The sequence below is a fragment of the Tessaracoccus massiliensis genome, assembly GCF_000826065.2.
Lineage (GTDB): Bacteria > Actinomycetota > Actinomycetes > Propionibacteriales > Propionibacteriaceae > Arachnia > Arachnia massiliensis_A.
Genome location: NZ_LN623540.1, coordinates 38,863 through 53,879 on the forward strand (window position 1 = coordinate 38,863; position 15,017 = coordinate 53,879).

At 64.3% G+C, this 15,017-nt stretch carries 12 protein-coding genes; 10 read left to right on the plus strand and 2 right to left on the minus strand.

Going from position 1 to position 15,017, the window contains the following annotated elements:
• Positions 1–35 precede the first annotated feature (35 nt).
• From BN1186_RS03030 to BN1186_RS03070, 9 genes are all read left to right on the plus strand, one after another.
• A complete protein-coding gene (locus BN1186_RS03030) occupies positions 36–947 on the plus strand; it encodes a glycosyltransferase family 2 protein (RefSeq protein WP_180349008.1) in 912 nt (303 codons plus the stop codon).
• Complete coding sequence (locus tag BN1186_RS03035; protein ID WP_040282469.1) at positions 937–1,944, plus strand: CgeB family protein; 1,008 nt, start codon at positions 937–939, stop codon at positions 1,942–1,944. The genes BN1186_RS03030 and BN1186_RS03035 overlap by 11 nt, the downstream gene beginning before the upstream one ends.
• A gap of 1,000 nt (positions 1,945–2,944) precedes the next feature.
• Positions 2,945–3,877, plus strand: coding sequence for a glycosyltransferase family 2 protein (locus BN1186_RS03040; RefSeq protein ID WP_074436908.1), 933 nt, complete (start codon positions 2,945–2,947; stop codon positions 3,875–3,877).
• Between the two features lie 58 nt (positions 3,878–3,935).
• On the plus strand, positions 3,936–6,179 hold the full coding sequence (locus tag BN1186_RS03045; RefSeq protein ID WP_040282467.1) for an N-acetylneuraminate synthase family protein: 2,244 nt from the start codon (positions 3,936–3,938) through the stop codon (positions 6,177–6,179).
• A gap of 1 nt (position 6,180) precedes the next feature.
• Positions 6,181–7,224, plus strand: a complete 1,044-nt coding sequence (locus tag BN1186_RS03050) for a glycosyltransferase family 4 protein (RefSeq protein WP_040282465.1) — start codon at positions 6,181–6,183, stop codon at positions 7,222–7,224.
• Positions 7,221–8,255: a glycosyltransferase family 4 protein gene (locus BN1186_RS03055; RefSeq protein ID WP_040282463.1), complete on the plus strand. Its 1,035-nt coding sequence runs from the start codon at positions 7,221–7,223 to the stop codon at positions 8,253–8,255. The genes BN1186_RS03050 and BN1186_RS03055 overlap by 4 nt, the downstream gene beginning before the upstream one ends.
• Positions 8,252–9,184 (plus strand): glycosyltransferase family 2 protein, encoded by a 933-nt coding sequence (locus BN1186_RS03060; protein WP_040282461.1) that lies wholly within the window; start codon positions 8,252–8,254, stop codon positions 9,182–9,184. The genes BN1186_RS03055 and BN1186_RS03060 overlap by 4 nt, the downstream gene beginning before the upstream one ends.
• Positions 9,184–10,296: a glycosyltransferase gene (locus BN1186_RS03065; protein ID WP_040282459.1), complete on the plus strand. Its 1,113-nt coding sequence runs from the start codon at positions 9,184–9,186 to the stop codon at positions 10,294–10,296. Before BN1186_RS03060 ends, BN1186_RS03065 begins: the two co-directional genes overlap by 1 nt.
• Before the next feature lie 649 nt (positions 10,297–10,945).
• The gene (locus BN1186_RS03070) at positions 10,946–11,512 is read left to right on the plus strand and encodes a hypothetical protein (protein WP_139650781.1); all 567 of its coding nucleotides are present in this window, start codon (positions 10,946–10,948) and stop codon (positions 11,510–11,512) included.
• Here the strand turns inward: BN1186_RS03070 and BN1186_RS03075 are convergent.
• The gene (locus BN1186_RS03075; protein WP_052459711.1) at positions 11,509–13,047 is read right to left on the minus strand and encodes a tyrosine-protein kinase domain-containing protein; all 1,539 of its coding nucleotides are present in this window, start codon (positions 13,045–13,047) and stop codon (positions 11,509–11,511) included. The genes BN1186_RS03070 and BN1186_RS03075 overlap by 4 nt on opposite strands.
• 175 nt (positions 13,048–13,222) lie before the next feature.
• On the opposite strand from BN1186_RS03075, the gene BN1186_RS03080 reads away from it, so the two are divergent.
• Entirely contained in the window at positions 13,223–14,050 is an 828-nt protein-coding gene (locus BN1186_RS03080; RefSeq protein WP_052459710.1) for an arsenate-mycothiol transferase ArsC, read from the plus strand.
• A 27-nt stretch (positions 14,051–14,077) separates the two neighbouring features.
• Here BN1186_RS03080 and BN1186_RS03085 read toward each other — a convergent pair whose 3' ends face one another.
• Positions 14,078–14,986: a CpsD/CapB family tyrosine-protein kinase gene (locus tag BN1186_RS03085; RefSeq protein ID WP_147625361.1), complete on the minus strand. Its 909-nt coding sequence runs from the start codon at positions 14,984–14,986 to the stop codon at positions 14,078–14,080.
• Positions 14,987–15,017 lie beyond the last annotated feature (31 nt).

Consider the following 15,017-nt stretch of genomic DNA (forward strand, 5'->3'; position numbering starts at 1 on the left):
ACGAGGGAACGATGACCGGCAGGACGGGTGGGGACGTGCTAGACGAAACCAAGGGCAGCATGGCGATCAGCGTCGTCGTCCCGCACTATGGCGCCCCCGGTCCGACGGCGATACTGGCTCAGGAACTGCTCCATCAGGGCGTCCATGAGGTGATCGTCAGCGATGACCAGTCGCCCGTCCCCTTCCCCGATAGCGCTGGGATCACGGTGGTTCGTCGCCCCACGAACGGCGGCTTCGCGGCTGCCGTCAACAGCGGGGCGGAGCGGGCCACGGGCAAGTACATCCTCGTCCTCAACAGCGACCTCGAGGTCTCCCCCGACTTCTTGAAGCAGTTCTCCTCCGAGGCCGAACCTTGGCAGCCCGCAGTAGTGGCGCCCCGGGTCATCACGCCCGCGGGTGAGATCGACCACACAGTGAGGGCATGGCCGTCGGTTCTCAACCAGACGCTTGAGTGGCTGACCCCGCTGGCCCGCTGGAGGGGCCGTCCGTGGTTCCAGCGTGTTCTCGGCCACGATCCGCGGGCCTTCACGGCGTCACAACCCATCGAGGTCGACTGGGTGGTGGGGGCCGCGTTCATGGTGCCGACGGCGGACTTCCGGGCGGTGGGCGGCCTTGACGAGCGATTCCACATGAACTCGGAGGAGATCGACCTCCAACGACGTCTGGCCGCACGGGGACTCAAACGAATTTACCTACCCGCGGTCACCGTGGTCCACGAGGGCGGTGGCTCATCGGACCCCGCCAAGCGCAGGCGCTGGCTGGTCACGTCCCAGTTCCGCTACGCGAGGAAGTGGGGAGGGCTTTGGAGGCTCAAGGCGGCCCTCACCGGAGCCACCGTCGTCAACTTCATGTGGAACTGCATCCGTGCCCTTCGCGGCATCGGCGTCAAGCCGATAGGGGTCCTGAATCAGGAACTCGACCTCATCTGGGGCAACCATGGACGCTGAACCAAGGCTCCTCCTCATCGCCCCCACCTTTCACGGCTACGCGCACAGCATCGCCGAGGGTTTCCGTCAGCGCGGCTTCCACATGGACGTCCACGCCTACGACCACAAGGCCAGCTTCCGGGAAAAACTCACCCACAAGCTTGCACGCGAGTTGCCGTCCAAGCTCGGTATCGGCGAAGCCGAGACGAACTCCCAGATCACGGTGGAGACGGCTGCGGCGGTCAAGGCCCTTCGTCCCGACGTCACGCTCGTCATCCGCGGCGACCAGTTCGGCCACGAACTCTTCACCGCCCTCGACGAGGTGGGGTCGAAGCGCTTCTGCTGGTTGTGGGATGAGGTGCGCCGGACTTCGCACACGGATGAACTGCTCGACCGCTATGACCACCTCATCTCCTACTCCCCTCTCGACACAGCGGCCTTCAACGAGGCAGGACGCAATTGCCTGCACGTGCCTAATGCGTTTGATCCGGCCATGGCGCCTCCGCCACGCCACACCTCCGAGATCGTGTTCATCGGCGCCCGTTACCCACGCCGTGAGCAGTTGCTGACTCATCTGACGGAACAGGACGTGCCTGTCCGTGCTTACGGCCGCGATTGGTCCCGGCACCCGGTCGACCTCGCCCGCACGTGGCAGGTCAGCCGCCCCAAGGTTCCGTCGGCCCGTGACATCGGGCGCCTTGACGGCTATGCCCTCACCGCGGGAGCTCCCGCTGCCATCAACGTTCACGGAGACCAGGACGGGTTCACCATGAAGACCTTTGAGGTGCCGGGTGTTGGTGGAGTACAACTGATCGATCGTGACGATGTGGCGGAGTACTACGAACCTGGCACGGAGGTGGCGGTATTCCGTAACGGAGACGAACTTCTCGAACTCTGCCAACGTGCTATCCGTGACGATCGTTGGGGTGACTCACTCAGAGAGGCAGGCCAGAAACGGACGCTAGCGGAGCACACATGGGCACACCGTGCAGCAAAGGTGGCTGCGCTGTGGGGTTGAGATTCACTACGCATGATGATTGGCAGAGGTGGCAGAGTTCACGTCGGCGGATCCACGTGCTGAGAGACCGGCTACGAGGCGACGCTTCCGCTCCCCTACCGCCCCGAATCAAGCTGTGGTCGCGGGGTTCTAACCCTGAACTGCTGGTGGCGTGCGACTCTGATTCGCCCACCAATCATCATGCTCTGTTGTCAGCGTTGGAGTCTTCGGACCAAGCTGCCATCCTCGCAGTGCCGGAGGCCGCAGCGATCACCCCACCCGGGCCGGGGTGGCATGTTCTCGATAGCACAGAGAAGGCCTTCGACAATCTCAATAGGGTTGCTTCTATCGGAGATCACTTGGCCGTTGGTGCCTGGGCGAAAGGGGTCGCCCAAGTACATCGCGCCACTCAGATCGTTGTTCAGCATGGGCTACTGACACCGTGGTCGCCTCCACCCCCGGAAGGCGCACTGTTTCTAGCCTGGTCCGAAGCGGATGCGCACTTCGTCTCCGAGGGACGCAGCGATCTCAGCACTCGGGTCACTGGATCTCCGCTCTTGGCTTCCGCTGCACAGCACAAACCTGAACGCCCTGTCAGCCGTTTTGAAGTACCAGTGTTTCTCGGGCAACTTCACGGTGCGGAACTCTCCCGCATTGCGATGACAAAGTCAGTGACAACATTCTGGCGAATGACCGGCGCAAGCTACCGTCCGCACCCACGAGAAGAGGACAGGCTATCGCGCATCCAACACAGACTGTGGCGCAAAATGGGTATACGCATTGACGGTGCCGGCTCGCTAGCAGGCCTGGATCAGCCGGTGGTCGCTGCCTTCTCCACTGGAATTCTGGAATCAGCGGCACGAGGCGTGCCATCCTGGGCCTTCCATGTAAACCCGCCTTCTTGGTTGCGAGAGATGTGGGAACGCTATGAACTCGCAGTCTGGGGAGATGCCCCCACAAAGTACTCTGTACCGGTGGGCAAACCGATAGACGAACTCGTCCAATCCTTCTGGAGTACGCCATGACCGCCCTGCCTGCAATCGAAGTCAGCGTCATCATCTGTGTACGAAATGGTGCCAAGACGATCCGGCGTCAACTCGATGCTCTGAGCGCACAAGTGGACGCCCCAGCATTCGAGGTAGTCGTTTCCAACAATGGCTCTACGGACGGCACCGCCGCGCTCGTTGACGCATGGGCCACCAGTTCGCTGGGCGCCGTGACAGCAGCCCGGGTCATCGATTCAGGCGAGAAGCCCGGTATTCCGTTCGCTCGTAATGCCGGCGCATCAGCAGCCCGCGGACGTCTGCTTGCCTTCTGCGACGCTGACGACGCTGTGCGCCCTGGATGGGTTGCTGCCCATGCCGCAGCCGTAGACACCGGTATGGGAGGGGGGAGAGTCGAGGCCGTTCGCCCCGATGGCACGCCGGAACCGAGCGCCTTCAGCGAAACGCTGATGCAAACCGCCTATCTTCCACATGCGCCGGGGTGCAATTTTTCAATTGCCAGGGATACGTTCTTCGCTGTAGGTGGCTTCGACGAGTCGCTCCCACCCTATGGCTGCGATGACTTGGAGTTTTCATGGCGAGTACAGGAAGCGGGATTTCAGCTTGACTATGTCCCAGCAGCGTCCGTGCAGTTCACGATCACCCCACGCACGCGGGTTGTCAAGAAGGAATTCCAGATGGCCAAGGCACGCATTGCCACTGCTGCCCGACATCCGGACTCTGAGAGCACGACCCCCCATCTCACAACATTCATAGTCGACCTTGCCAAGCAGAGCCTGATGCTCCCTTGGCGCATGATCAAACCTGGGCACACTCCGCGTACGCGCTGGGTCCGCTGGGTAGTGGACGCGGCAGGACGGCTGTCGGGATATTGGACCTACTTCGTCCGCAGCGAGGATCATCCGCCAGCGCTCGTGCGATCAAGAAGACCGAGCCCAACAGAGTTGTGAAACTATGAACAAGCCCCCTACTACTGGGGCGCGACTGAATACACGGGGAGCCAATGAAATGATCATCGACCGTCACGTCGGCCAGTACGCAATCCGCGACGACGAGCCTCTGATTAACGCTCTTCGCAAGATCGATGCGAACAAGTCTCGAATCATCTTCGTGGTGGACAACCACGGCCACCTGATCGGATCGCTCTCCGACGGTGACGTACGCCGATGGCTGCTCTCAACGCCCGACGCCAGCCTCGACACGCCGAGCCGCCAGGCCGCCAACGCCCAGGCTGTGCGAGCTCGGATTGATGATCCTCATGGTGACATCGCCGGCCTCATCGACGGCCCCATAAGCCACCTCCCTCTTCTCGACGACCAGGGGCGTCTCGTCGCAGTCGCGAGCAACGACCGCCGTGCATTCCAGTTCGGCCGCCACCGGGTCTCCGCTAATGACCCGACGCTGATCATCGCGGAGATCGGCAACAACCACCAGGGTGACGTCGGTTTCGCGAAGGAACTGGTGGATCTCGCGGTCGACGGCGGTGCCGACGTGGTGAAGTTCCAGCTCCGAGACATGGATGCCCTCTACCGCCAGAGCGGCGCCGCCACCGGTGGAGAGGACCTCGGAGCCCAGTACACGCTCAACCTGCTCGGCAAGTATTCGCTGAGCGCGGATCAGATGATCGAGGTGTTCGACCACTGCAAGTCCCGTGATCTCGACATCCTCTGCACGCCCTGGGACTCCCCCAGCGTGAAGGTGCTGGCCGAGTACGGCATCCCGGGCCTCAAGGTGGCCTCGGCCGACATGACCAACCACACCCTGCTCGAGGACATGTTCGCCACCGGGCTCCCGCTCATCGTCTCCACCGGCATGAGCACCGAGGCAGAGATCATCGAGGCAGCGGACCTGCTCCGCTCCTCCGGCTCCCCGTTCGCGATGCTGCACTGCCAGAGCACCTACCCCGCACCGTTCAAGGACATCAACCTGCGCTACCTCAACCGCCTGGCCGAGATCACCGGCGGACCCGTGGGCTACTCGGGCCACGAGCGCGGCTTCCACATCCCCGTCGCCGCCGTGGCGATGGGCGCCCGGATCATCGAGAAGCACTTCACCACGGACCGCAGCCTGGAAGGCAACGACCACAAGGTCTCCCTCCTCCCCGGCGAGTTCAAGCAGATGGTGGCCCGCATCCGCGAACTCGAGGAGTCTCTGGGCGACGGCAGCGCCCGCGTGGTCTCCACCGGTGAATCCATGAACCGGGTCAACCTGGCCAAGTCGCTGGTTGCTGCACGCCGCATCGAGAGCGGGCAGCGCATCACGCGCGATGACGTGACGGTGAAGTCTCCTGGCCGGGGTCTTCAGCCCAACAAGCTGCACGAACTGATCGGCCGCACCGCTGGTCGCTCCATCGACGAAGGTGACTTCTTCTATGCCGGCGATCTGAGCGACACCCCCATCGGTAAGCGCGACTACTCGTTCCGCCGTCCGTGGGGCCTACCCGTCCGCTACCACGACACCTTCAAGCTGGCCGAGGGCACCAACCCGGACTTTGTGGAGTTCCATCTCTCCTACAAGGACGTGGAACTGAACGTTGACGAGATCTTCAGCGAGCGGCTCCCTTACGGCTACACAGTGCACCTGCCAGACCTCTACGCCGGCGATTTCATCGTCAACCTGGCCAGCCAGGACGAGGATGTCTGGGCGCGGTCCATCCAGGAGACGCAGCGCGTCATCGACCTGACGAAGTACCTCCGCAAGTACTTCACCCAGGAAGAAGACCCCATCGTCATCGCCACCATGGGAGGCTTCACCGCCGACGGCTTCGTCGATCCCTCCGAACGCCCCGCGATGTATACGCGGATCGCCCAGGCCATCGAGCGCCTCGACACAAGCGGCGTCCGCCTCACGGCCCAGACCCTCCCGCCCTACCCGTGGCTGATGGGCGGCCAGCAGTACCACAACCTCTTCATGGGCCTGGACGACACGGTCGACTTCTGCGAGCGATACGGCCAGCGCATCACGCTGGACATCTCGCACTCCAAGCTCGCCGCCAACTTCCACAAGATGCCGTTTAGCACCTACGTGGAGAAGCTGGCGCCGTTCACCGAGCACCTCCACATTGTCGATGCAGAAGGCGTGGACGGCGAGGGCCCACAGATTGGCGAAGGCGAAGTTGACTGGCCGCTGCTGGCCAAGCAGTTGGACGAGCTGGCTCCCGGAGTTCCGTTCATCCCGGAGATCTGGATGGGCCACACCGATAACGGCGCGGGCTTCTGGACAGCGTTGGAACGCTTGGAGAAGTGGTTCTGACGTGACAAGGCGCGCGCTGTGGGTGGTGCCGGTCAGCAACCTGGCCGGCGTGGCCCGGCACGTGCTCGACGCCGCCAAACAGGGCCTCCCCGGCTACAACCTTGAGGTGGCAGGCCCAGCTGGCCCCCTCCTCGAAGAGCTCACGAAATTGAGCGTTCCGGTCCATCCGGTGGCGTTGGACGGCAATCCCGCCAAGGCCGTGCGGGCGCTGCGCTCCGTCATCCAATCCGTGAAGCCAGCGGTGGTCCATTCGCACTTGGCGAAAGCTGACTTCCTGACTGCTGCCGCAACCCCGGGGCTGCCCTGCAAGGTGGTCTCCACCGAGCACGGCATCGCTGCAGATGCTCAGTTGTACAACCGGGGAATACTCAAGGCCTCGGCGCGCAAATTGCTCCATCACTTCCGCTCACGCAGGTTCGACACACTGATTGCGGAAAGTGAGTCCACCAAACGGGAGATGATCCGGGCCTGGCGCCCCGCCACCCAGATTGATGTGATCCTCAACGGAGTGAACCGTCCAGCGGGCATCGTTCGAGAGCCAGGCACCAGGTTCCTGAGCTTGGCCCGCCTGGCGCCTGAGAAGCGCATCTCCAACGCCATCGATGCCTTCGCAACGGCTGCCGAGGATCTGCCGAGCGCCTCGCTGACGGTGGCCGGCGACGGGCCCGAAAGGGGCGCACTGATCGCGCAAGCCCAGAGTCTCGGCATCGCAGACCGGGTGCGCTTCCCCGGATACCTAGCTGCTGACAAGGCATTGGCCAGTCACGACGTCCTGGTCCAGCTCTCGGCTTGGGAGAACGCCTCCTACTCCATCCTCGATGCTGTCGCGCACGGCTTGGGAGTGGTGGCCACCCCAGTGGGTGGCAACACGGAGATCCTGCCTGACCATTGCCTGACGGATGCCGCAGACACGGACCGAGTAGCACGCCTCCTGCGTGGGCAGGCCACCGATGTCTCCATGAGGCCAACCCTTACCGAGAGCTGGCCAACGGTCTCCGACATGACCAAGCAGATCGCGGCACTCTATGAGAGGCTCATGCGATGAAGATCAGCTTCGCGGCCAACCACGGTGAGATCGGAGGTGGCGAGGTGATGCTGCTCGCGATGGCGAGGGCTGCGCGCGAACTCGGTCACGATGTCCAGATCGTTGCTCCCTCTTCTCCCTCTTCGGTGCTCGACGCAGCAATCGCCGAGCAGTTTCCCGTGATCGGTATTCACGGCGACGGCACGTTGCCGTACTTGAAGGGCCTCCGTGCCTGGGCTGGTGCGCAACCACGCGGACTGCTGTGGTGTAACGGACTGCGACCGGCAGCCGCCACGACAGGGCTAAGCAACCGTGTTGTCCACCTGCACCAGCAGCCAGCAGGACACCTGAAAGCAGTTGCCTGGGTAGCCACCCGCGGGGCGGAGATGGTCCTCGTTCCCTCGCAGCTCATGAAGTCGCAGGTCGGTCTTGGCGCCTACGTCATGGAGAACTGGACCCAACCGGTCAACATCTCGCGTCGCGCCGTCCTCAATCGGAGCGAACCTGCGGTCATCGGATACCTCGGCCGGCTGTCGCCCGACAAGGGCGTGGATGTCCTGGCAGAAGCGGTCAAGGAACTGGATCGAAGGACGCCTGGGGGCTACCACCTGCTGCTGGCAGGCGAACCTCGATTCGTCACTCCGCAGGATGTGCGAAAGGTTGAGGACAGCCTCGAGGAAGTGAGCAACATCACCACCCGCGCTGGCTGGATTTCGCGCGAAGACTTCTTCTCCACCGTCGATCTGGCCGTATTTCCATCGGTATGGGACGAGCCATTTGGACTAGTCGTAGCAGAAGCGATGTCTGCCGGATGCCCCTTCGTCATCACGAATGCCGGAGCGCTGCCGTCGGTTGCGGGTCATGATTTCCCGTGGGTTGCCCAGGCAGCGGATTCCTCGGCGCTGGCCACCACTATCGAGGACGCCCTCAGCGATTACACCCCCACCCAGCTGGAGGCGTCGTCCAGGCGCTGGCGGGACACCTACTCGCCCGATGCGGGCTGTGAGCGGCTGGCCACCATTCTGGCTCGATTGGAGGAAGAGCACGCATGACTCTCGCATCCATCGTCATCCCAAGCCGCGGCGGCGCCGAGCGCCTGCCCAGACTCTTGACCGCCCTCGCGGCCCAGGACGATTCCGAGTGGGAAGCCATCGTTGTCATTGACGGCGATATCGACGGTTCCGAAGCTGTTGTGGCGCAGTACGCCCACCTCCCTGTTCGCTCGATCGTGTTCCCAGAGAATCGCGGCCGCGTTTCAGCGCTGAACGCAGGCTTCACCAGCGCTTCCGGAGATGTGCTCATCCGCTGCGACGATGACATGGAGCCGTCCCCTCACTACGTCCGCGAACACAAAGCCCCACACCACCATCAACTCTGCGGAGCCGTCGGTTTGCCGATCAACATCTCAGAAGCCACCCCATACTGGGGGAACTACGGCAGCCACGTTGACGCCACCTTCCGCCGCGACGCATACCGAGCGCAGCAGGACAGGGGCTGGCGGTACTGGGGCGGGAACGTATCTGTGCGCCGAGAGGTGTACGAAACGGTGGGTGAGTACAGCACCGACTACCGCGCCTACGGGTTTGAGGACGTGGACTACGGCTACCGGATCCATCAGGCAGGCTTCCCGGTTCGTCTCGTGCCCGCACTGGAGACCCGCCATCACATGGCAGCTGTCACCACGGTGATTCGTAGCTCTAGAGCCTTCCATTCGGGAGCAGCGCGCCGGATCTTTGAAGACCGACACGGGAAAGAAGTTCTGGGTGATCCCACGGTTCTAGAGCCAACCGCGTGGAACCGGCTGGTCCTGGGGCTGGGAAACAAATTGGATGCCCCTCGGACGGCCATGCTGGCACGCCTCGTGGATCAGGCTTCTCGTCTCTTCCCTGCCCCAATCGCTCGCAAGCTGATCGCCCTCACGGTGGAATCAGCTGCTCTAGCTGGATACCGCAATGCCCACCAAACTTCACTGGAGATCTGATGAAGCCTCGAGTAGCGATAGCGCACGACTACTTCACTCAACGTGGTGGGGCCGAGCGCGTTGCGCTGGCGATGCTCCGTGCATTCCCTGATGCTGAGCTCTACACAACCATCTACAACCCGGAGACTACCTTTCCCGAGCTGCGGGATGTACGCGTGAACACGCTGCCCATCAATCGGGTGAAGCTGCTTCAAAAGGATCACCGCTTCGGGCTGCCGCTGTACCAGGGCGCCATCGACAAGGCTCCGGTGATCGATGCAGACGTGCTCCTCGTCTCCACGACGGGGTTCGCGCACGGGTTCCGCACCACAGGCAAGAAGATTGTCTACTGCCACTCTCCCGCTCGGTTCCTGTACCTGGCGGAGGATTACCTGGGCGGCTCACCAAAGAAGTCACCAGTGGGGTTGGCGTTGTCGGCTCTGCGCCCTCGGCTGGTTGAGTGGGACCAGCGCGCCGCACACTCGGCAGACCGGTACCTGGCGAACTCCACAGTGGTGAAGGAACGCATCAAGGACGTCTATGGCATCGAGGCGACTGTCGTGCCGGCGCCCCCCGCAGTGAATGATTCGGTTGAGCTTGAATCGATCAGTCAGCTCACCGATTGGGGACCGGGGTTCTATCTCGTGGTGTCGCGGCTGTTGCCGTACAAGAACGTGGACAAGGTGATTGATGCGTTCCGCTCCCTCACGGACGAGAAGCTCGTCATCGTAGGCAAGGGGCCGCTGGGCGAAGCGCTGCGCCGAGATCTGCCACCCAACGTCCGGATGCTTGAAGGGCTGACGGACGGGGAGTTGAGCTGGGCCTACGCCAACGCTACGGCCCTGATCGCGCCAAGCCATGAGGACTACGGATTGACTCCACTGGAAGCTGGAGTGCTCGGCACGCCAACGCTTGCACTGAGGGCAGGCGGCTATCTCGACACCGTCGCCGAAGGCATCAGCGGAAGCTTCTTCGAGGAGCCAACCGTTGCAGACATCACCCAAGCAGTGCGAAGAAGTAGCACGCAGCGCATAGGCGGCGCTTCCATCAAGGCTCACGTGGACCAGTTCAGTGAATCCCGCTTCGCCGAGAAACTGCGGACACAGGTTGATGAGATGGTTTCATCGTTATGACGCTGGAACGTCCCAGACTAGAGTCGCGTCCGTGAGCGCCCTTTCATCAGTGCCAGACCGAGTCCATGGCGTCGAGGATGACAGCCATGTCGGTCACACCGTGATCTCGGTATTCCTGCTGTCAGTCATCATTCCTCTGCGTGGGCTTCACACTTTGATTCCCGGGTTTCCGGACCTACCGCTGAACACAATGGCGGCCATCCTCCTGGCTGTCCTCGCCTTCTTCGCACGGCCACGTTGGCGGATCTCATTGCCTATGTTCACCTTGGCTGCTGGCGCGCTGTGGGTTGCACTCATTCTGCCGTCAGCGTTCCTACAGGACGATTTCGATCTCCGCAGGGCCGGCAGCCTGACTTCGCTTTTCGCCCTGGCATACGTAGTTGGCAGCGGACGTCTCCACATTGACTCCATTCGCCGAGGACTGCTCGTCGGCATGGTGGCAGGCACCGCCGTGAGCATCCCTCGCATGGGTGGGTCTTCTAACTACGCTGGGCGCCTAACAGGGCTCCTTGGCGATCCCAACGGTTTTGGATTTACCGTCCTCGCTGTGGGGCTGATAGTCGCTCAGCGGATGACGAGACGTCGAGATGTTTGGCTTCTGTGGCTCTTCATGGCGGGCACAATCTGGCTCACGCAATCCCGCACTTCCATGTTCGCTCTGGCAATCGCCACGCTGTGGGTCTTGTTCGGCCGCAGGTTCGGACGAATCTTGAGCCTCGGCGCACTGATTGGCGTCGTGTGGCTGTTCCAGTGGGCGTCCGAGTACGCCGAGCGGCAAGGCTGGTTCCAGGAGCGGCTGGGTTCCGACAACCTCCGTGATCGCTTGACGGAATCAGAGCGGATCCTCACTGACTCCGCGGGATGGTGGGGCCACGGTCTAGGCACAGCGCTGGCAGAGTTCGAGGGCGTCACCCTGTTCTTCCACAACAGTTTCCGAGCGCTCCAAACTGAAGGTGGGCTCATCGCTCTGATCCTGCTGATCATCATGGGGATCTCGCTCTACTGGAACTTCCACGAACTCCCTGCCACGCACCGGCCAGTCTGGGCAGAGGCGGCGATCATCGCCGCACTCATCTGCTCCATCAACATCGGCTACTCCCTCACCAGCGTGCCCATGGCCATGGCCGTAGGCATGTACATCGCCTACCACTGCCTGGCGCGCGAGGAGTTGGCTGCCGAGGCAGCCGTCGGCGAGTTGGAGAAGCCGACGAGCTAGGACTCGTCGGCCGGAATGGCCCGGGACGGCCGCACAGCCTCCGAGGCAGCCGCCTCAGCGGCAGGGGCCAGACGGGCAGGGGCTGCCTTGGACTTCTTCTGCTTCGAGCGGCGACCCTTCTTGCCGTCACCCTCGCCGTAGTACTGGTACGTCGACGAGTAGCCGTAGCTGCGTCCATAGCCGTAGACCACCTCGCCCATCGCTGTGCGCGAGGCCAGGTTCATCACGGAGCCCAGCAGCTTCGCGTCCACCTGGTGCAGCATCTTCGTGGCCAGCTGCACCTGCTCCTTGAACGTCTTGCCCACGCGCACCACCAGGATGGCGCCGTCGGCGGCAGCGGCGAGGAGGCCGGCGTCGGTCACGGGCAGCAGCGGCGGGGCGTCGATGATCACCATGGCGTCCTTCGACAGCTCCCGGATCATCGCCGCCATGTGCCTGGAGCCCACCAGCTCGCTGGGGTTCGGGGGGATCCGCCCGGCGGGCAGCAACTGAAGCAACGGCGTTTCCGTGGCCTGCAGCGCGTCGCGCACCGGCACGTCTCCAGCCAGCACCTGGGACAGGCCCACGCTGCCGTCCAGGCCGAAGTGCTTCGCCTGCGTCGGACGACGCAGGTCAGCATCCACAATCACGGTGCGCTGCTCGGCCTGCGCCAGCAGCCGGGCCAGGTTGGCCGCGACGGTGGACTTACCCTCGGCCGGGTTGGCGCTGGTGATCACAATCGCCCTGGGCGGGTTGTCCACCTGCACGAAGCGCAGATTGGTGCGCAGCTTCCGCAGCGCCTCCGCGGCCGCGCCGGTGGCCAAGCCGCCGCCCTTGGATTCGCGGCGCATCTCCTTGGTCTCCGGCACGATGCCCAGCACGGCGTGGCCGGTGAGCTCCTCCACGTCGGTCTGCGTGCGCACGCGGATATCCAGCTGCCGGCGCATGATCGCCACGCCCACGCCCAGTGCCAGGCCGGCGAGGAGGCCGACGAGGAGGTTGCGGGTCAGGTCAGCCTGCTGCGGCACGGTGGGCAGGGAAGCCGTCTCGTACGGCATGATGTGCAGCGCCGTGAGCGAGGTGGGGTCCTCCGGCGGGTTCTCCATGGTCTGGGTCTGCGAGTACGTCTCCAGGCGCAGCGCCTCGTCGATGAGGCCCTGCAGCACCGCGTCCGCCGTCGCCTGGGCGGACAGGCCGTTGTCGGCCGTCGCGGTGACGCGGATGAACGCAGGGGCGGCATCAACGGAGGCCGTGTAGCTGGCCATCGCCGGCTGTTCCGGCATCGCGGCCAGGATCTCCGCGGCACGGTCCCCCACCGCACGGGTGTTCACCAGGGCGGCGTAGGCGGCGGCGCGCTGCTGGGCCACCGCGTCGCCGAACGTCGCGTTGCCCAGATTCTGCGTGTCGCCGGCCACCACCAGGCCCACGGCGGAGGTGGTGTACACCGCCGGGCGGGTCAGCGTCCACGCAGCCGCCAGCCCCACGCCCAGCGCCGCGCACAGCAGCAGGATGAGGAAGTTCTTGCGGAGGAGGCGAACCAGGTCAATGAGCGTCACGCGGCCGTCTTTCTACTTGCGGGGAGACATCCCTCATGCTACTGCACCCACACCCGGCCATACGCATCAGATGCCGAGGCCGGCACAACCCCGCCGCGCCAATTCACCCGCAGGTGAGGGGCCCAGAGCACTAGGGTGGCTCCCACCAGTCAGCTGTAGGCACCAGAGGAGCACCATGAAATACCGCCTCCACCCGGATCTCGCGTCCAGTGCTCTCACCGACGGCGGGCTGGAACTGCGCGATCACTCCGGCGCCACCCGCAGCTTCACCGGCGCCGAGGCCGCCATCCTGCACAGCGTGGCCGAAGGGATCAGCCCCCTCGATGCCGCCGCGGGCCGGTGGGACGCCCCCGCCGACCTGATCGCTGCCGGCATCCAGAAGCTGACCGAATCCCTCGCCGAGCGGCACCTCATCGTCGATGCAAGCAGCCAGGACGTGCCCACCGTGCAGCTGGCGCCGCCGAAGGACCGCTTCGGCGTGCTCTTCGTCTGCACCGCCAACATCTGCCGCTCCGCCTATGCCGCCGCCTATGCCCGCGGCCGCTCCGACGGCACCATCCACTTCTCCCCGGCCGGCACCCACGCCCTCGTCGGGCAGGAGATGGACCCGCCCATGGCCGCGCACCTGAAGCAGGCCGGGCTGGACACCACCCACAGGTCGCGGCAGCTGAACCGCTCCGTCGCCAGCCACGCGGATCTGATCATCACGCTCACCGGGGAGCAGCGCGATTACATCCTCGACGAATGGCCGGAGCTGGCGCGGCGCACGTTCGTGATCGGCCAGGCCACCCGCGAGCTGCAGCAGCTACCTGATGGGCTGGGCACCGATGAGGTGCCGGGGTATCTGTGGAGCCACAGGTCGCATGACCCGGCAGATTCCGTCATCGACCCCTACGGCCAGGGCGACGACGCAGCCGCCCGCACAGCGCGCGACATCGAAGAGCACGTGGACCGCATCCTCGAGGCACTATCGCGCGTTGAGGACCGCGGCACCACCACGTAGCTGGGCGGGGGCAGGCTCAGGGAGCGTTCACCAGAGGCGGCGCTTGGCGCTCTTGACCTCAGCCGATTCCGGGGTGACCGGCGTCAGGCTGGTATCCGGGCCGCGGACGACGGTGAGATCAACGTTGTCTGCGCTGACCGGGGCCTTCTCGTCGTCCTTGGCGGCCAGGTAGCCCTCGCCGTAGTAGGACTGGTAGCTGCCGCCGTAGCCGGCGCCGTAGACCGTCTCGCCCATCGCCTTGGCGCGGGCGCGGTGCATGACGGTGCCCAGCACGGTGCCGCCCACCTGCTTGACCAGCTTCACGGCCAGGTTGAGCTGCTCCTTGCGGGTCACGCCCACGCGGGTGACCAGCACCACGCCGTCGGTGGAGGCGGCCAGCAGCGGGGCGTCGGTGACGGCCAGGATGGGCGGCGCGTCGGTGATGACGAAGTAGTTCTCCGACAGCTTCTCGATGAGGGCGCGCATGCGCTTGGAGCCCACCATCTCGCTGGGGTTGGACGGCACACGGCCTGACGTGAGGACGTAGAGGTTGGGCTCGTTGGTGGGCTGTAGCGCGTCCTCCACGGCCACGTCACCCACCAGCACCTGGGACAGGCCCACGGCGTTGTCGGCGTTGAACGTCTTGTGCTGCACGGGCTTGCGCAGGTCCGCGTCGATCAGGACAACGGGCTGGCCCGAGCGGGCCATCAGCACTGAGAGCACCGAGGAGATGGTGGATTTGCCCTCGCCCGGGTTGGAGGAGCTCACCACGATGCTGCGCGGCGGGTTGTCCACGTCGACGAAGCGCAGGTTGGTGCGCAGCTGACGCAGCGCCTCGCCGGTGGTGCCCAGCGTGGCCAGGCTGATCCGGCCGCCCTCGCGCTGCTTGGCGAACTCCTTCGAATCCGGGATGACGCCCAGCACGCCGTGGCCGGTGGTGTCCTCCACGTCCTTCATGGTGCGCACCCGCACGTCGAGCTGGCGGCGC